The organism is Jutongia huaianensis, assembly GCF_014384985.1.
In the GTDB taxonomy this organism is placed as follows: domain Bacteria; phylum Bacillota; class Clostridia; order Lachnospirales; family Lachnospiraceae; genus Jutongia; species Jutongia huaianensis.
In genome coordinates, this window is sequence record NZ_JACRSX010000003.1 from 262,783 (window position 1) to 281,355 (window position 18,573).

General features: G+C 39.6%; 21 protein-coding genes and 1 pseudogene. 5 read left to right on the forward strand and 17 right to left on the reverse strand.

All coding sequences use genetic code 11. The features are described from left to right. Positions 1 to 209 precede the first annotated feature (209 nt). The 3 genes from H8704_RS04730 to H8704_RS04740 form a co-directional block, all read right to left on the reverse strand. Positions 210 to 1,025: an aldo/keto reductase gene (locus H8704_RS04730; protein WP_249297522.1), complete on the reverse strand. Its 816-nt coding sequence runs from the start codon at positions 1,023 to 1,025 to the stop codon at positions 210 to 212. A 172-nt stretch (positions 1,026 to 1,197) separates the two neighbouring features. Beyond that, entirely contained in the window at positions 1,198 to 1,683 is a 486-nt protein-coding gene (locus H8704_RS04735) for a DUF2798 domain-containing protein (protein WP_118676138.1), read from the reverse strand. 143 nt (positions 1,684 to 1,826) lie between these two features. Further along, positions 1,827 to 2,357: a hypothetical protein gene (locus H8704_RS04740; RefSeq protein WP_249297523.1), complete on the reverse strand. Its 531-nt coding sequence runs from the start codon at positions 2,355 to 2,357 to the stop codon at positions 1,827 to 1,829. A 223-nt stretch (positions 2,358 to 2,580) separates the two neighbouring features. On the opposite strand from H8704_RS04740, the gene H8704_RS04745 reads away from it, so the two are divergent. Continuing rightward, positions 2,581 to 2,799, forward strand: a complete 219-nt coding sequence (locus tag H8704_RS04745; protein WP_022463972.1) for a helix-turn-helix transcriptional regulator — start codon at positions 2,581 to 2,583, stop codon at positions 2,797 to 2,799. After that, entirely contained in the window at positions 2,789 to 3,580 is a 792-nt protein-coding gene (locus tag H8704_RS04750; protein ID WP_249297524.1) for a DUF3169 family protein, read from the forward strand. The genes H8704_RS04745 and H8704_RS04750 overlap by 11 nt, the downstream gene beginning before the upstream one ends. A 63-nt stretch (positions 3,581 to 3,643) precedes the next feature. On the opposite strand, the gene H8704_RS04755 is transcribed toward H8704_RS04750, so the two are convergent. The 10 genes from H8704_RS04755 to H8704_RS04800 all read right to left on the reverse strand — a co-directional run bounded on the left by H8704_RS04755 (position 3,644) and on the right by H8704_RS04800 (position 13,572). After that, entirely contained in the window at positions 3,644 to 4,837 is a 1,194-nt protein-coding gene (locus H8704_RS04755) for an esterase/lipase family protein (protein WP_249297525.1), read from the reverse strand. Positions 4,838 to 4,875: 38 nt separating this feature from the next. Then, positions 4,876 to 5,100 (reverse strand): Lar family restriction alleviation protein, encoded by a 225-nt coding sequence (locus tag H8704_RS04760; RefSeq protein ID WP_022463975.1) that lies wholly within the window; start codon positions 5,098 to 5,100, stop codon positions 4,876 to 4,878. Between the two features lie 41 nt (positions 5,101 to 5,141). Beyond that, positions 5,142 to 5,570 carry an HI0074 family nucleotidyltransferase substrate-binding subunit gene (locus H8704_RS04765; protein WP_249297526.1) on the reverse strand — a complete coding sequence of 143 codons (429 nt, stop codon included), beginning with the start codon at positions 5,568 to 5,570 and terminating at the stop codon, positions 5,142 to 5,144. Next, the gene (locus tag H8704_RS04770; protein WP_249297527.1) at positions 5,551 to 5,868 is read right to left on the reverse strand and encodes a nucleotidyltransferase family protein; all 318 of its coding nucleotides are present in this window, start codon (positions 5,866 to 5,868) and stop codon (positions 5,551 to 5,553) included. Before H8704_RS04770 ends, H8704_RS04765 begins: the two co-directional genes overlap by 20 nt. A 266-nt stretch (positions 5,869 to 6,134) precedes the next feature. Beyond that, positions 6,135 to 7,448 (reverse strand): M56 family metallopeptidase, encoded by a 1,314-nt coding sequence (locus H8704_RS04775; protein WP_249297528.1) that lies wholly within the window; start codon positions 7,446 to 7,448, stop codon positions 6,135 to 6,137. Positions 7,449 to 7,451: 3 nt separating this feature from the next. After that, positions 7,452 to 7,814, reverse strand: a complete 363-nt coding sequence (locus H8704_RS04780) for a BlaI/MecI/CopY family transcriptional regulator (protein ID WP_118676150.1) — start codon at positions 7,812 to 7,814, stop codon at positions 7,452 to 7,454. Between the two features lie 260 nt (positions 7,815 to 8,074). Continuing rightward, a complete protein-coding gene (locus H8704_RS04785) occupies positions 8,075 to 8,842 on the reverse strand; it encodes a GNAT family N-acetyltransferase (RefSeq protein WP_249297529.1) in 768 nt (255 codons plus the stop codon). Positions 8,843 to 9,073: 231 nt separating this feature from the next. Further along, complete coding sequence (locus H8704_RS04790; protein WP_249297530.1) at positions 9,074 to 10,195, reverse strand: 5-methyltetrahydropteroyltriglutamate--homocysteine S-methyltransferase; 1,122 nt, start codon at positions 10,193 to 10,195, stop codon at positions 9,074 to 9,076. Positions 10,196 to 10,353: 158 nt separating this feature from the next. Further along, on the reverse strand, positions 10,354 to 11,544 hold the full coding sequence (locus H8704_RS04795) for a glycerate kinase family protein (RefSeq protein ID WP_249297531.1): 1,191 nt from the start codon (positions 11,542 to 11,544) through the stop codon (positions 10,354 to 10,356). Between the two features lie 363 nt (positions 11,545 to 11,907). Further along, the gene (locus H8704_RS04800) at positions 11,908 to 13,572 is read right to left on the reverse strand and encodes a methyl-accepting chemotaxis protein (protein ID WP_330605827.1); all 1,665 of its coding nucleotides are present in this window, start codon (positions 13,570 to 13,572) and stop codon (positions 11,908 to 11,910) included. A gap of 186 nt (positions 13,573 to 13,758) precedes the next feature. On the opposite strand from H8704_RS04800, the gene H8704_RS04805 reads away from it, so the two are divergent. Further along, positions 13,759 to 14,961, forward strand: coding sequence for a helix-turn-helix domain-containing protein (locus tag H8704_RS04805; RefSeq protein WP_249297533.1), 1,203 nt, complete (start codon positions 13,759 to 13,761; stop codon positions 14,959 to 14,961). Between the two features lie 25 nt (positions 14,962 to 14,986). Here H8704_RS04805 and H8704_RS04810 read toward each other — a convergent pair whose 3' ends face one another. The 4 genes from H8704_RS04810 to H8704_RS04825 all read right to left on the reverse strand — a co-directional run bounded on the left by H8704_RS04810 (position 14,987) and on the right by H8704_RS04825 (position 17,493). Beyond that, positions 14,987 to 15,667 (reverse strand): hypothetical protein, encoded by a 681-nt coding sequence (locus H8704_RS04810; RefSeq protein ID WP_118676160.1) that lies wholly within the window; start codon positions 15,665 to 15,667, stop codon positions 14,987 to 14,989. A gap of 2 nt (positions 15,668 to 15,669) precedes the next feature. Continuing rightward, positions 15,670 to 16,110 (reverse strand): MarR family winged helix-turn-helix transcriptional regulator, encoded by a 441-nt coding sequence (locus H8704_RS04815; RefSeq protein ID WP_022463986.1) that lies wholly within the window; start codon positions 16,108 to 16,110, stop codon positions 15,670 to 15,672. A 176-nt stretch (positions 16,111 to 16,286) separates the two neighbouring features. Continuing rightward, complete coding sequence (locus H8704_RS04820) at positions 16,287 to 17,156, reverse strand: DUF4300 family protein (RefSeq protein WP_249297534.1); 870 nt, start codon at positions 17,154 to 17,156, stop codon at positions 16,287 to 16,289. Next, positions 17,140 to 17,493 carry a hypothetical protein gene (locus tag H8704_RS04825; protein ID WP_118676388.1) on the reverse strand — a complete coding sequence of 118 codons (354 nt, stop codon included), beginning with the start codon at positions 17,491 to 17,493 and terminating at the stop codon, positions 17,140 to 17,142. The genes H8704_RS04820 and H8704_RS04825 overlap by 17 nt, the downstream gene beginning before the upstream one ends. Positions 17,494 to 18,017: 524 nt before the next feature. Here H8704_RS04825 and H8704_RS14360 point away from each other — a divergent pair. Next, positions 18,018 to 18,095: pseudogene (locus H8704_RS14360) on the forward strand (DUF6061 family protein); the annotation flags it as partial. Positions 18,096 to 18,169: 74 nt separating this feature from the next. Then, positions 18,170 to 18,573, forward strand: a 404-nt coding sequence (locus tag H8704_RS04830) for a transposase (RefSeq protein ID WP_249297535.1), incomplete at its 3' end; no start/stop codon positions are given.

The window sequence follows — 18,573 nt, forward strand, 5'->3', positions numbered from 1 at the left end:
GATATTTCTCCAAAGTATGGCGTATTCTGTCCTGAAAATCGAACAGTGCCGGCACATCATATTCATATGTGATGGCTGTATGCTCCACATAATATCCATAGATATCTAATCAGTTTTTCGTAAGTCCCACCGGCTTATTGATACAATCTGCAATTGCCTGTACGAAAGTACGTGTTATAGTTGTCTTTTTCATGGTGGTCACCTTTCTGTCAAAAATCAAATGTCAATGGGTCAAAGCTGGTGCGTTTTTCCTGCCTTAACTGATCTAACGCATTCCTGTCCTCTGCTTTCAGCGAAAAATCAAAGATATCTATGTTTTCCCGTAAACGATCCGGATTTTTTGATTTTGGAATCGGTATGATTCCATGTTGTATAGTCCATCGAAGTAAGATCTGTGCCGGAGTCTTTTGATATTTTTCTGCAATGGACAGTATCGTTTCTCCAAAACTTCCCCGTTGCAGCGGAGCCCAGGCCATCACCTGAATCTGATGCTCCTTACAATAGGAAACCAGTTCCGGCTGATGGAACAATGGACTGTATTCTATCTGGTTGATCATCGGCTGGATCCGGCAATGCTCCATCAGATACTGCAACTGGCCAATCTCAAAATTGCATACACCGATGCTTTTCACAAGACCCGACTCATATGCTTCCTCCATTGCTTTCCATGTGCTTATGGTCCGCTCTTTATTTTGTCCCGGCCAATGTACCAGAAATGCATCTAAATAAGAAGTCTGAAGCTTCTCCAGCGTAATCTTAAGGCTTTCCAATGTCTGGTCATACCATTGATTTCCGTTATCCACCTTACTGACCAGAAAGATATCTTCTCGTGGAATGTCATTTTCTTTCAGCGCTGTTCCAAGTGCCGCTTCATTTCCGTACATCTGAGCCGTGTCAAACAGACGGTATCCGTTTTCATACGCGGCTTTGACCGCCTGATTCATCTCCAGCCCCGCCTGCATCTTGTATACGCCAAGACCGATTGGTGGCATTTTTATATTATTCGCTAATGTTATGTCTTTCAATTTCAACATCCTCTCTCTTTTTTATAAGAAATCCAGATAAAATTATATCATTTCTATGGGAAAAATCAATTTTCTCATAAAAATAACCTCAATAAGATAAAGATTCTTATCGAGGTTATAACAAAAAAGATACGAATTTTTATAAAAATCCCCTTTTTCTATATATGTTATATCAGTCTAATTCCAAAGCACACTCTGCTTCTGACTGTTTTTCCCGAAAAATTGTCCGGAATACCAGACGTACAAATGGTCCGCAATAAAACATCTGGTAACAGATCGCCATAGGAAAGTTCATAGCCCAGGTCTGAATCCATGTTCCGAAAGATTGATTCTCCTTAAATAAAATCGTAGCGATCAGACTCATCACCGGACACATAATACAGCAAATACAAATAGAAATTGCATAGGTAATAAACTGTGGTCTGTCATCCGGTCTCATCACAGAGAATGCAAGACCTCTGGCAATCCTTCCGACCACAAAAAACTCTAAAACAAATGCGATGGGTACCATAACCGGCAATTCATGAAGGGCAAGAAGAAATGTCTGGCCGGTCACGCCTCCCGTGTTTAACGCTACGTTGTAAACGACCATTCCATAAACCATCACTGTCGCCATAATAATTGTAAATACAACATCCTGAAATTTGTTTTTTGGCATAAAAAATCCTCCTTATGATAACTGATTTTGACGTGTTGTTCGTTATCATCCCGGAGGATTGTGCGTTTCCAATTTCAACCTTATTTACTTAGCGAAGCGATTATATCACAATTCATTTTGAAATGCAATGAATTTTTATAACTTTAACAGCATTTGATTCCTATATTCTTACAGGCATCATATAAAGCAGATAACCCTGTCTCTTCAAAATCAAGATGCTGCTCATATTCCTGATCGGCAGACTCAAAGATCAGACTGCTTTTCCCGCGGCTTTTGATCTTGAGCTGATATTTTCCCTTTTCGGTGTATATCCGGTTGATCAGCATGACTTTGCGGACTTCAGTGATATCGGATATATTTCTGATATATTGTCTGCCATTTATGGTGATTTCCAGCTTTTTCTGTGAAAACATAATCTCCGCTTTCATCACACCCTTTGTCTTTCGGTCACGAATATAGTAGAACACGCATACGACCAGGACACTGATGACCAGTGCCAGCAACGGGATTATATCCTCCCCCTTACTTGGGATGATTCCCACCTGATCCAGTATGATATATACCATAAACTGAAACAGGAAACATACTGCAAAAAGGAGACACATATGAAGTCCTGCCCCTTTTGTCTGAAAAACACTGTCTTTTACTGTAATCTGAAATTTTTGTTCTGTCATTTTTACTCCTTTGAATGAATCTCTGGTTATTGTACGCAAGTTGATTGCTGAGCATATTATATCATACCAACGTGCAAATGAAAATCGGGATTTTACTTTATGATTATCTTCCTATGATTACCTGCTATTTAATCTTGACAAATAAAAATGACAATGATATAATTCATTTTGACAATAATCCTTGTCATTTTGACAACAATTTTCGTCATATGGAGGTGTGTGTATGATCCTGCGAAATCGTTTAAAGGAACGCAGAGCCGCACTCAATGTCAACCAACAGGAAATGGGACGTCTTTGTGGTGTATCCCGGCAAACCATCAGTCTGATCGAACGTGGAGATTATTCTCCATCCGTTACGCTTGCCCTGACGATTGCAAAGGTGTGTGGTGTTACAGTAGAAGAAATATTTTATTTAGAGGAGGACAATGAAAATGGAAAATAACGCGATCAAAGAGGCAAACCGTAAGGCAATGCCTAAATTTATTTTGTTAACGATCATCTGTGTGATCATCGGTGGTGTCGGGGGATATCTGTCTGCCAGATTCAGCCTGAACACCTTATCCGGCACGCTCTGGTCTACCGGTTCATTTTTCGGAACATATATTGCTCCATGGTTTCTGATAGGTATTGCCGTAATTATGCCTGTTATCCTGGTACCTTGTTATCAAAAGGCAAAAAAGCTGCTGGAAGGCTGGGATGGAGAAACTGAAGAGGTTTCTGATGCCATTGAGAGTCAGATTTCCTTTATTATCTGGCTGTCAAATGCTGCCTTGATCCTCTCCTATTTCTTAATTGCAGCATGCTATTCCAAAGGCTTTGCCACTTTTGAAAGTTCTTCGAAAACGACTCTGTTATTTATCGGTATTGCGGCTTTTGTTGGAATTATACCGGAAACTATTATTCTACAGCAAAAGAGCGTAGATATTGTAAAGAAAATGAATCCGGAAAAGACAGCCTCTATCTACGATATGAAATTCCAAAAGAAGTGGATGGATAGCTGCGATGAAGCAGAAAAGCTTATGATCGGAAAATGTGCTTTTAAAGCATATCGTTCTACCGACATGACCTGTGGCACTCTGGCAATTATTCTGGCATGCTGTGCTCTTGTTTTTGATATTGGATTCCTGCCATCCTTTTGCGTCTGTCTGATATGGATCATAAATCATACTTCCTACTGCCGCGAAGCCTCAAGATTAGCTAAAATGGGAAACAAAATTTCTTAAAATATTAGATGCTTGAAAAAATTCCTATACGTACACATTTTTAGTACATATAGGAGTTTTTCTCTACAATCCTTTATTTTTCAGATCTGCGACAAGCTGCACATAAAATTCACGTACATCAAAACCCGGAATATTTTCCCGGTTCAGATCGATCACATCTCCGTGGGAAATGCCCCGTTTGCCCTCAACCGTCAGAAACTGATAGTTTTCTCCCCATGAAAATGATTCCTCTCCCACCAGCCCATCATTGGCTCCATCGAAATATTTCACCAAAGGATAGGTGAAATTTAACGGAAATCTTCCAGACATGGGTTTATTCAGCTTTGATCCTACGGATTGATAAAATACATTGAGATCATCCTTAATCTCCTCGTTGAACTTTTCGCAGTTTTCAAAGGTAAGATCATGCACCGCTGCCAGAAAATCCGGATTCACATCTCCCAGCTTTGCAGCCCCGGCATTATATGCCTTTTCCACTGCCTTCTGCTGTTTTGCAGGAATTTTGTTCAGAAGATAATCCGCAAACTGACATCCCCGGTGCGGCGTATTGATTGTGGTCAGGGATGCAACATATGGTGCTGCATCTGTCAGAGCGATCATAGCTCTGGAGTCAAGTCCCCCCTTGGAATGGGCGATAATGTTTACCTTCTCACAGCCTGTTTTATCGATAATCTCATGAACCCTTGCGGCAAGCTGCTCTGCACTGTCCCGCACGGCAGATGCACTGTTATGATTGCCGTAATAAATCCTGGCTCCGTTTTTCTCCAGCTCCTCTGGAATCCGTCCCCAGTAATTTAAATGTTCAAAATCCCTGAAAAAAACGCCGTGAACCATCAATAGTGGGTACTTTGTCCGGCATATCTCCTGTTTCGCCCGTTTTTTATTTCGTTTGGCCCGCATTTTTTCCATTTTTACTTCCTGACCGGTGGTTTTAATGATCACATGCAGCATGATCAGATGAACAACCGGAATCCATCCGCACACAACCCCAAGAACACGCCACCGGATCCCGAGCTGTTCCGAGGTCAGGTATACTGTAATAATGCCGGTCCAGAAAATAATATTTTCCAGCAGGATCACGATTCCAAGACGGATCAGCCAGTATGATGTCTGCTGTTTCAGCCCTGCCGGTCCTCCAAACCACGTTTGATAGAGTCCAAAGAAGCCAAGCAACAGATAAATCGACAAGATGACTGTGGTAAAGCAGAATAATTTTAACATGATCCTGCCAAAATTACAGATTCTAACTCGTTTCATATTAGTCTAACATTCCTTTCTCCTGCCGCACCTCTGCATCATTCTCCGGGGCTGCTTGAGATCACTTTACCGGTATTCCAAAGCATAACGGTCCGCCTGGCAGCATCCAGACGTTCCTCCTCGGAATGAAAATCAATGGTGACAGAATGACAGCCACATTCCAGGCACATCACATAATAACCACAGCCACATTCCTCTTCCAAAAGTGCACCGCCATCACAAAGCGGGCAGTCATTAATCTCTAGCATATCTTCGATGTTCATGAATTTTCCTCCTCTTTCTTTCCAATCTGACATTGTAATTATTAAAAATCATCAATTGACGGCTGGCTTCCATCATAATACTTGGTGACAGTATTCTTGAACTCTGTAAAAGCATCATAGTAACCGAAAATAATGATATCGAATTTCCTCTCTGCGATTGTTCCATCATAGTCATATGCCAGCAAATTCCTTGTTTTCAGCATCTTCATCCATACATCATCACGAATTAATCCATTGGTAAATGCAGCTTGTAGCACAGCTCTCGGAGAACCGATCGCAAAATCTGTGATACCTAACTGTTTTACCAGAATATCCTTCATCACTTTCCATGACAGATCGAATGTCAGATTATAATTTTGAATTGTTCCTTCTAAAACAAAATCCGCTTTGGGATCTGCGAGCTTACTCTTCTGTAAATTACTTAGACTTCTGCAAAATGAATGGAACCGGTTAAAATATTTTTCTGCCATATTTTTTTATATCCTCCAATAGATACTCATCATGTATCTCATTATAATAGAAAATATCAATTTTGCGCAAGGTCTCTATCTGTTCAAGCATCTCATCTAAGGATTCACTGTTCACGTTACCATACACCACAAAATCAATGTCACTTCTGGAGGTTGCTGTTCCTGTTGCAAAAGAACCAAACAGAGCCAGTCCATCCGCTCCGCATTTTTTACAGGCTGCGGACACTTTCTTTATGATTTCCTCGATGGGCATGACATTTAATTTTTCATTGCCTTCTTCGAACTCTACATCTTTCAATTTTGTACGGAACCTCCTTAATAACCACTAACACCATTTTACATGAATCTGACGGGCTGTCAATAATCTCCAGGCATCTTATCTTGTCAGGACCTCCAAGTATATTCAGCAATATACTTTTTTCACTTCCGCTGGATCCTAAAATGACAACGATCTCCCTTTTCCATATTTTTTTACGAGATTTTTTCTTTCGATAAACAAAACAGTGAATCTACTTTCTGTGATAGATCCACTGCCTTTGTTATTTTTAAGCTTTTGCCATTTTATCAGTACCCCCATGTCATCAGCTTCCACGGACCATCCTCTGACCGTGCCAGCCACCACTGCCAGTCTGTATACTCTTCATCCACATTTAGTCCCCCTGCATCCGCATCACTTTTTGGTGAATGAAAATCGCATTCAAACATAATACATTCTGTAAATGTTTCTTTATTGTCGTTTGCATTTTCTAATTCCTGCATCCAGCTTAAATTGTCGCCCTCGCTGCACGTCTGATCCGATCCGTATCGGATGCTGTGCATTTCGCAGCCCTTCCAGTTATTAAACTCATTCATGATCGTCTGAATCGCCTCATCCATATCTTCTTTAGAATATAACTTGGAGCTGCCGTAATCACAGGTAAAATTATGCTCCACATTATCATCGTTTTTCTTTGTCGTTGCAAAGCAAACGCTGACCACGGCAAATGCTGCAATCGCAAGCAGAACGATCCAAACCGCAGGCTTTTTATAATTCATGATATTCTTCACTCTCCCTTTTACATGATCCTCGCCAAAGGCAACCGGACAGGCTGCAATCCTCTTCCGTCCCACGCTGCAATTTAACAATGCCTGACAATAATCCGCTTTCCACTGTTTGTCCTCGCCCAAGGTCGCTCGCTCATCACAGGCATATTCAATGTCCCTGCAAAAAAGAATATATGCGATCCAGCATAGAGGCTGAAACCAGTAAATTGACAATATCACAAAACCAAGTGGTTTCCAAAGATGATCTTTTCGTTTTAGATGTGCCTTTTCATGCCTTAATATAAATTCCTTTTCTTCCCAAACCATCCCCGATGGATAATATATTTTCGGCCGCACGATCCCAAAAATAAAAGGACCGGAAATGTCGTCACATTCATATGTGTTTTGCTCCGTGCGTATGGATACCCTGACCCTTCGCTTCAGCAAAATATAAGTGACCACTGTATAAGCAAGCATCCCCAACACTCCGATGATCCAGACTATGGTACCGACGTGCAGAAATACCTGAATCACATTCACACCGGTGGCCCTTGCGGAAGTAAATTGTTCATGAATCACAGGATTTACGACAGCGTCCACAGGTTTCAATCCTGTTTCAAGCATTGGTTCCTGTTGCGATACAATACCCACTGATACGGGCGTACGGTTTGGAAGCAGGCTGAAAGTACTCTCCAAAGGAACCGGCACGATCAGCTTAACTGCAACGATCACCCAGAGAAAGCATATTAACCCTTTCGGTGCTTTCTGAAACAAAAGTCGTAATACGATGATTGCAAAAATCAATACACTGACGGTAAGTGCATTATTTAATATCATTATAAAGCATCGTTCCATAGGCTACTCCTCTCTGTAGGCATCAATCATTTTTTGAATCTCTTCCACATCCGCAGATGATAGTTTCTTACGGGAGGCAAAAGCAGCAATAAATGCCGGCAGCGAACCATCGAAGGATTCTTCAATGATCTTTTCACTTTGCGCTGCTCCGAATTCCTCTCTGGTCATTACAGAAGAAACGATTCCTTTCTCATTTTGAAACAGTCCCCGCTCACACAATCGTTTTAACATCGTATATGTGGTGGACTTTTTCCACTCCAGCCGCTGCTCGCAGAGCTTGACAAGCTGTCCGGAGGGAATCGGCTCACGCTCCCAGATAATATCGGCAAATTTACTCTCTACCGCTCCCAGTTTTAACTCTTCCATCTGTTCATCCCCTTTTGGTCTATTCGAAGTAGACCGTTTCTATGCTGTTAGTCTACTATGATTAGACCAGTTTGTCAACTGTATTTTTTTATTCTCTCAATAAAATTTTACAACAAATAAAAAGGGGAAAAACCAGCGTTTTTTCCTTGATCTCTGCTATGTTACGAGCTTTTCCTATACACAAAAAAGACAAAGACCGAAATTGTCCCAAAGTCTTTGTCTTTTGATATCAAATAATTACTTAAGCGGCTTCCTTCAGCTCAATTATTCATTTTCTCAACGAAACTTGCAGCTTTTACTGTCATTTCTACCCATCCCGGCACAAAACCACTCCGTAATGCATTTTTAACAGATTTAAGATTCGACCAGGCACAACAATAAAATGGCACCTTGTCTCGATTCATTATCTCTATTGCCAAATTGCTTGTTAATGAAGAAGCAATCCCCTGTCTGCGATACTCAGGCAAAACATCAACTCCGATTTGCCACATATCATCACAATCTGCCGAACAGGCTGCAAGCCCGATCAGTTTTCCGTTATCATAAGCACCAACCCCAAGAATATCCAGTTGCTTTCTGCCTTCACAGAGTGCATTGCTCCAGGTTGGAAGATACAAATTTGCAAAATCCTTTTGTTCCAGTACCTTAAGCTGATAATTACATTCTCTTCTTTTCAAAACATTTATATCCGGTAAAAAATACTCTGCCATAAAACAAATGCGGTATCCATTTTCTTTCATTCGTTCATCTAACCAATGCATATTAGGAGTTTCAAAGCAATGATAAAACTCATATTTGCTTAGATACCTTTCAACAATTTCTCTATATTCCTCTTTTACAGACGCAACGATATTATTTCCATACGAAATGAAATTGCAGGCTATAGGTTCTTCATAGTATTTTTTTGCCAATGGCCCAATTTCAGACTTTACAATCACATTTACGTCCATAAGAAAATCCGAAACTTTAGCATTAAGATCGTATGCAGATTGTTGCATTGCAATATCAATTATCTCTTTATTTGTCATATTTTAATCACCCCATCTCAATCATTAGGTACATACCAATAAGAATGACCACCACTTAGAAATGTTACAGAGTTATTTGGCATCTGTGTCAGAGCCAAAAACGTATTTATACTTTATCGTAATTGTGTTCCATGGCACATATAATACCATATTTTCAACCGTATATCACTAGCAGAATATACTAAAAGTTAATCGCAACAAAAAAAGACTGTCTTGCGACAGCCTTTTTTACTAATTCCAAACCTCTTCTGCAATTTCTTTTACCAGTTTAAGCTTTGCCCACTGCTCTTCCTCTGTAAGTTTATTTCCGATTTCACATGATGCAAAACCACACTGTGGACTAAGATATAACCGATCCAGCGGAACATATTTCGCAGCCTGTTTGATTTTTTCCACGATCTCTTTTTTGTTTTCAAGATCGGGTTTCTTTGTGGTAATGAGTCCCAAAACTACTTTTTTGTCACCAGATATTTTTGCAAGCGGCTCAAATCCTCCGGATCTTTCATCATCAAATTCAAGATAATAGGCATTGACATTTTCTTCACCAAACAACAGATCAGCCACACCGTCATATGCACCTGAACTGAAAAATGTTGAGTGATAATTTCCACGGCACACATGTGTATTAATAATCAGATCCTGAGGTGCCTGTGCAACGACATCATTATTCAGTTTTAAGATCAGTCTCTTGTATGCCTCTAACTCTTCTCCCTTTCTGCCCGTAAGCTCAACCTCCAGTTCCGGATTTACCATGCCGCCCCACACACAGTCATCAAACTGCAAGTTGCGGCAGCCGGCTCCATAAAGCTCATTGATAAATTCACCATATGCCTTAATAACATCTTCAGCAAAAGCTTCCTCTGTTCCATATATTTTCAAGGTATCTTCTAAAAGCTGTGTTCCGGTAAAATAAGCATAAAACTGTCCCGGAGATGGTATTGTCTGTTTGGCAACGGTATTTTCATCCTCCAGTGCCTTCACGAATTTGAAATGCTCAACAAACGGATGATTTTTTACAGAAATTTTTCCAACCATATATGTATCATCGATCATGGCAGTTTCCGCTTCAAATGTGGTATTTCCATCTACTGTTTTTTTATGTTCAATCCCCTGAAATCCCCACATGAAATCAAGATGCCAGGTTGCTCTTCTGAACTCTCCGTCTGTGATCACATGATATCCAAGCTCTTTAATTTTATTGACAAGCTGTACAATGCACTCATCTTCTACGCTTTTTAACTGTTCTGCATTGATCGTTCCGGTCTCATAATCCGCTCTCGCTTTCTTTAACTTCTCAGGCCGCAAAAAGCTTCCGACATAATCATATCGGAAAGGTGTTTTTAAATCGCTCATTTTGTTCTCCTTTCATCTCGCAACATATATAAAACTATTGTATCCACCGTAGTAATATTTGTATAATACATAAAAACGAGAGTTGTCCATAGCTTTTTTCTATGGTCAGCTCTCGTTTTTTGTCTTTAATATTAACGGGTCTTCGCCTGTCTGCACTTTCATAAGGATCGTTCAAAAAGCTCAAAATTTTCAAAATATTTTCTCATCCGCATCCGCAAATGATTGATCGCTTTTTCTTTTTCCATTGCATGCATTCGTTCCTGTTCCGACAAAATATCATTAACGGCAACGCAGTCATAAAACAATCCGCTCTGCCTGCATTGTATCACATCCTCACCAAAGCATCCGGCTGCTGCGATCACCGGTTTTCCGTACTTCTTTGCAAGACCTGCCACACCTGCCGGTGTTTTTCCCATCAGGGTCTGTGCATCCAGCCTGCCTTCTCCTGTAATCACAAGATCGGCCTGCGCAATTGCTTCCTCCAGCCGGATCTCATCCAATACAATATCAATCCCCGGCCGCAGTACCCCATCGAGAAACATCAGAAATGCGTAGCCCAAGCCACCGGCAGCTCCGGCTCCCGGCGTATTCCGGTCACCATTTGGAAAGATTCCCTTTCTGCCACTTGCGGCAATACGTTCTACCAGATCCGCAAACTGAGCCATAGACCGATCCATTTTCTCTACATCAATTGCTGTGGCACCCTTTTGATGACCATATACCCTACTGCATCCCTGCTCTCCAACGAAAGGGTTCTTCACATCACATGCAATCTGAAACCGGCATGAAGAAAGATCCCGAATCACATCTTCAAAACCGATATCTGTTATCTTAGCTAATTCTTTTGCACCAAAAGAAATGTCCCTTCCATCTCTATCATAAAAATGATATCCCAGAGCCTGCAGCATACCAATTCCGGCATCGTTCGTTGCACTGCCGCCGATCCCAATGATAAATTTGCGGCATCCCTGGTCAATGGCATCCCGGATCAATTCTCCGACTCCATAGGTCGTAGTATATAAAGGATTACGCTTATCAATCGGTACCAGAGGCAGCCCGGCCGCCTGTGCCATTTCAATCACGGCTATTCTTTCAGAATCCCGCTCATACCATAAATACGATGCCTCCACATGGTCTCCAAGGGGACCCGTTACCGTGCAGGTACGTTCCGTCACTGATCGGTGATACGTCAAAGCTTCAAGAGTTCCCTCGCCGCCATCCGCCACCGGATATACCTCTATATTCCAATCCGGATGAATATCCCGTATTCCATTTTTAATTGCGTTTCCGGCCTCTGACGAGGTCATGCTCCCCTTGAAAGAATCAACTGCAACAATGATCTTTTTCATAAAGTCTCCTTATATCAATTGGTAATTCTCTGTTTGCTAAAAGCCTCCCTAACCTTGTATCCCGCCCGGATTCATATTCTTTAACAGCCTCTTCATAAGATAGTTTCAACGTAGACAAATGAAAATAATTTTTCTCATCTTCGGTTAGATTTTTAGCACCAAACATATTATATTTGATTTAAACAAAAACCTCAACACTCCACATAAATTCTGTCTAAATTTTAGGAGTATTGAGGTTGACCTGCTGAATGATAAGACTTACCGCCGTAATTCCACACCAGCAATTACGCACATAAAAAATACAGCACAGAAGATTATATCGCTGTCTGTGCTGCATCACACAACTTTATTATTGATACTCCACTACAATTTAGCCACCTTAATCTCACGTATCATATCACGTAAATGATCTGCCTCACCGTTCATTTCCTGGCTTGCTGCAGCACACTCCTCAGACGTTGCTGAATTATTTTGAACAACATCATTGATCTGTTCGATTCCTTGATTGATCTGCTGGATTTCTACCGTCTGATCTGCAAATGTCTCTGCAATACCGGCTACCTCCTGGGTAATGATCTTTGAATTATCCGCAATTTCTTCCAGTTGACGGGCAGTCTCTTCCGCAAGCAGTACTCCCTTACCGACCGCATCAACAGAGGTTTTGATCAAAACGGCCGATTCTTTTGCTGCTTGTGCACTCTGGTCGGCCAACTGGTTCACCTGATTTGCAACAACGGCGAATCCTTTTCCTGCTTCCCCGGCTCTTGCTGCCTCAATGGAAGCATTTAATGCAAGCAGATTGGTCTGGGATGCGATATCGTTGATCGTTTCAATGATTTTATCTATCTGCATTGATGCGTCTTTAATTTCAAGCATAGAATTTACCATCTCATGCATCTTGGCATTATTTTCTAAAATATTATCGCCAAGTGTCACCACTTTAGCACTGATGTTATTTGCGGTTTCTGAATTCTGTTTTACCTGTTCGGAAACATCTTCCACGGTTGCAGTCAATTCTTCTACTGCCGCTGCCTGATTTGTTGTTCCATCCGCCAGCTCAGTTGCACCTGATGACACCTGCTCTGCACCGCTGGATACCTGATCCGAAACACGCTGTATTCCCTTTATCATATCCGCCATACTTTTCTCAAAGGCCATAAAAGAATTCAAAATACCAATAAAATCGCCCTTCCATTCCACATCTGGCTGAACATCAAAATTACCCTCTGAAAACAGTTTCATGGCACGGTCTATATCATCCACATAAGACCCCAGGATGCGGATAGATTTACGCATACTGTGTGCCAGACGTCCGATTTCATCTTCCGAACGGTACTCCAATGTGCTGTGTAAGTTTCCTTCTGTTAATTCCTTTGCAACATCCTCAATGGCATGTAATGGCTCCAAAATGCTGAAAAGAACTTTTTTACTTGTTTTTCTTGAATATATCCAAGCCATACTTAAAAAGAAGATAATACAGATAATCCCTGCAATCGCACAGATTATAGTCTTTCTAACTGCCTTATCACTGGCAACATCAGTAATATCATCTAATTTTAAAGCAATGGACACCAGTTTATCTAATGCAGGTGTACATTTCGTTAAAATATCATCTACGCCTTTTTGATTCTGTCCCAATCGGATTTCTTTTAAAATAGATGAACTAATATCCTCCCAATCGGATAAGGAGGTAGCATATTCTTCATAATTTTCATTAGAAACAACACCGTTTTTTTTGATGATTTTCAATTGAGAATCAACGTCTGCAAGTAATTTTGTTATAGTACTCTCATAGCCATCATAAGATGATTGATCATCATTTAATGCCATTTCTCGAATATTTCTTGCAGCAGCATTTACATTGACCCTGCACATTTTGACTGCGATATCCGTGGCATTAATTTTATCGACATAATTAACCAGATTGGCAAATAACATACATATAACCATAATGGAAAGCAGGCCCGAGATCATCATCAATATGATTACTTTTTTGTAGCCATAAGCGATTCTTTCTTGTAAATGCATATCTTCAATTTTCTTTTTTACATGGTTGGTGTACATAATTCACAGCTTCCTTTCTTGTATTTTGATCATTTATCATTTTTCTCAAAATTATACCATCATTATTTTTGATTTTCTTGCACATCTGTGTCTATTATGATATAATTGTGTTCATAATGAATCTATATTATAATGATAAGGAGTATTTCCATGCAGCTTACAGATTACGATTATATATGTAACATGATCGGCAGCCTCTCAGGGATTCCCGTGCGTATCTATAAAGAAGATACCGTTGTTTTTTATTATTCCACGGTTAATCTGGTTAAGGATCCTGTTTCCATATACCAGTCCGATATTTTAGCAATTTCCGATCGTATCGGCTATTTCCTCACAGATCATTTCAGCTACTATGGCATAATCAATACCGATGAATATAAGATCGTGATCGGTCCTACAAGACAGGTTTCTGATTCTACACCGGCATTCCGGGAATTAGCCTCACGATTAGATATACCAAAGGAAGATATGGATGATTTTATAATTGCTATGCACCAAATTGTCCATATACCATTGGAACGTCTTATGCAGATTCTGTGTTTTCTTAATTATGCATTAAACAATGAAAAATTCTTTCTACAGGATTATTTTATTGATGATTCCCCGCAGGAAAAATTAAATGAAGCAATGACCAGGCAGGATGCGGACAGAATCTTTTCGAATAACCTTCCGGAACAGAATATTTTGCTCCATAACACATATGACCTGGAACGAAATATCATGAATATGATTCGAAAAGGGGATTCTGTCTCTTTATCCGAATTATTAAAAAAATCATCCGGGTTTAATATTGGCATGATGGCCGACAACCCGCTTCGTCAGTCAAAAAACACCTTTATTGTTATTGCCACGCTTGCTTCACGTTCTGCAATCCAGGGAGGCATGGATCCTGACGATGCTTTTACATTAAGCGATGAATACATTCAGAAATGTGAATTATTAAATGATTTTTACCAGATCAACAATCTGCGTTATCTGATGATGATGGACTTTACAAAACATGTAAATCAATTACAGGAAGGATCCCAGACTTCGCAGCTTGTTGCTGCTGTGACGAACTACATCAACCATCATATATCAGAACCGATTACCGTGGAAGCGATGTCAAAAGAATTTTTTATGAGCAGATCATATCTTTCAAAACGTTTTAAAGCAGAAAGCAATATCACTCTCACAGATTTTATACTCAGCAAAAAAACAGAAGAGGCAAAACGCCTCCTCCGTTACACCAATAATTCTTTAACTGCCATCAGTCTTTATCTTGGCTTTTCTTCGCCAGGGCATTTTTCCCGTGTCTTTCGGAAATATGTCTCTATTACGCCTAACGAATATCGCAAAAAGTATATAAACTGAAATGAACCTTGAGATAATGCATGTTTTAGAACAATAACTGCAGCCCCATTGCAATGATCCACATATAAGCACAAGTCTTTGGAATCATTAAGAGTCCGACCTTTGGTTTTGTTTTGCTGAATAATGTTACAGGAAGATAGCAGCCAAAAGAAATAATAATAGCTGCAACCATCCTGGTCATATGATAATCATAAGTATTTCCCGAAATGATATATAGAATAATTACCCCGATACCGGTAACTGCAAAGACAGCATTTCTGAGAATCGATAGTTTTATATTTCCTTCCGGTGTACACCAGTTATTCTGCGGAAACATGCATATCACAATTCTGACAATCGCTGAGATCCATATAATGGCTTCAATCATTGCCGGTATTTTAATTTCCGGGAATGTAAACTTCCAGACATACATCAAAATAATATAAAATATTGTCATTGTAACAGATGATACCTGCAATCCTATTCCAAGCTGTCTCTTTATTTTATCATTACTTCCGCGTACTGCTCTGATGATTCTTGGCACCAGATGAAATGCATCTCCTCCGCAAAGTGTTAATGTTAATATTCCGTAAAGAATAAATAAAATTTTTCCCTGTGAAAATGTAAAAAATAAAATTGCGGCAACCAGGTCGAAAATCAAATATGCTGCGTCAAATATTGCCTCCATCATATCAGGAATCTGTGGTTTATAATTTTGTTCTTTCATGATCAATTCTGCTCCTTATGTTTTCTTAAATATTCTTCTGCATTATTGCAGATTTTATCAAATATCCTGATACACATCTGCTTTTCTTCCACGGTCAGTCCGCTAAGAACAGTTTGCGCAAACTGTTTTTGTACATTTGTGCCGGCTTCTACGATCAACTTCGCCTTATCTAACAAGACAATTTCAATATGCTTTTTATTATTTTCACTTTGAATTTTCTCAACCAGTCCCTTATTTTCCAGTTTTTTCAATGAGGTTGATACATGAGATTTTGTTGACTTTCTGATTTTTACAATTTCTGCAGCAGTATTTTGCTGCGGATTATTGTGCAGAAACATAAGTATATCATATTCCATTTGTGTCAAACCGTACCGGTCACATACTTCACCGGAAAGCAATTCATAATAGCTTGTTATTGTTTTATGCTTATCCCAAAAATACATCTCCGCCTCCATCGTTCGTTTTAGAACGATTATAAGGCAATATATCTTCACTGTCAATTACTTTTTCAGATCACTCCAAAAATCGACGAAATACACCAGATTTCCTGAAAGAAAAATATAGCTCCGGTTTCATAACAAACCGGAGCTATGCAGATTCCGTATCCTTTTATACGCTGTTAAACACTTTTCTTTAATGTTTGGAGATATTTGCCGTTATTATAAACAAATGGTCCGGCTTCGTCCTCGTCTCCGAAATATTCCGGCCGCAATGACAAAATATGGAGCAATTCATCTATCGTACGCACTTTTGTTGCCTGATATGGCTGTTCAAAGGCAATTTTTTCTACAAATAAATAGTAGTCACTATACTTGATCAGTATTCCGGTATGGCCTACAAAAACGACATCAGAATCAGGATCGGATATTACAATGCTGAGAAGAGAGATCCTATCGCTGTCTATATGAAATCCGTAATCCTTCCAACTGTCAGAAAATGTAGTTTCAGGATGTTTGTTGTCTGTTACCTTTTTTTCACCATAGAGAGTAGTAAACATATCTTTTTTCTTCTTTATGATTTCGTATCTGTCTACAGTATCTATTGCATCTGTATCAAACATTAAATAAGTACCCTTATACCTTTTTTCTGTTGATTTCGCCGTCAGCATCCCGTCCAACAGGAGAAATGCAGTCATTCTGCAGTCAGCATCCGAATAGGTATGATCCTGCTCCCAGCCATCCATACATTTACCGGTATCTGCTTTCAGTTTCTGTGGATCTGACCAGTTGTCTTCCAATTTTGCATTTTTCCCAGCGGAATCAGCAAAATCAGCCACCCAGTCCTGAAATATATCAACATGCGAAGCACCCGCATCTTTTAACGCTTCGCAGACCTCAGCAGAAGTATTATCTCCGCCCATATAAGTTGCAGCAGGTATCTTTTGTTTCTGTGCTGTCTGAGTATCCGCACAGGCACTCAACAACATAGAGGAAAGCAAAATGACAGCACATATTTTAGTAGATAATGTGATATTATTTTTTCTTTTCAACAGATATCACCTCGCCATCAAACGGATCCACCTCGGAAATTGTACCTGTATATTTTACAATTACAGTATCTCCGTTACTGATATTTTCCAATCCTTTCGGCTTTTTGTCGAAAGTAAAACTATATGGTGTGTCATCGTTATCTGTAATGACAAACATGAAATCCTTTATCTCATCAATGGTGCCAACCAATTCTTTTTCTTCGGTTGTTCCATTATTTTGATCCCCGCTGTTGCTGGTTACAGTATCATTCTGCTTTGTTTCCGTCTGTCCACAGCCACCCAATATGCTCATACATAACATTACACCAAGTACAATTGTGATTAATTTCTTCTTCATCATTATTTACCTCTTTTCTTGTTTCTGATCTTTGATTACTGTTCAAACAGGTTATCATATTATTTAATATATGGCAATAGTATGGTTTACAAATGTAAAAATTATTTACCAACTCAAACCAGAGAAATCTGAGCAACTGTCGCATTCCTTTTAAGTAATAACAATGTCACTACTGATCCAACTGATTTATGGCAGGATGTGTTGCTAACATACATTTCTCCTTCCACAGCTTCAAATTTCTATTTATTTTTTCACAAACTTGAATTGAGATTTCACATATTCTAAGAGATTTAATAATTGTTATATTATGTTATCAAATTCCTTACAAGTCCTTGAAAACACTAAGTTTATCGCAGGTGAGCTTTCCCTTAGGCTTTCCCTTATGTTATATCTTCCCATACGAGTTTACGAACTCTGATAAGGGAAAAAATAAGGGAAAGAAAATTATATAAAACAATATAACACAAAATAAAACTGACATGGTGAACTGATTGAAATGCTTCTGATTTTTTACTGATGATTGAATGATAAGGAGATTCGATACGATGAGAACAATATTTGCAGAATACAATCCTAATCAAAACAGCATTGATGTTTATACCAGGGAGTGTCCCAAAGTTTGTGTAAACCTTCAAACTGATGTAAGATAACATTACTCAGTATGGAGGTTTTTATTATGGCAAGAAGAAAAAGTGATTCACCACAAAAAGCAGCAATGCGTGAAATGATGCAGGGATATCTCAAGGAGAATGATATCAGTATCAAAAGCGGAAACGATGTTAATTCCATTATGCGGGACATGATGTCTGTTTTATTGGAAGGGGTTCTTGACGAAGAGCTTAATGAGGAACTGGGGTATTCCAAATATGATTACCGCAACAAAGAGACCGATAACAGCCGGAATGGACATTCCAGGAAAACAATGCGTACCAGTTATGGGGATATGGACATTGCAATACCCAGGGACCGCAAAGGGGAGTATGAACCGCAGCTGATACCAAAATATCAGAATACGGTCACTCAGGACATGGAAGAAAAGATCATATCTATGTATGCAAAAGGAATGACCACGGGAGACAT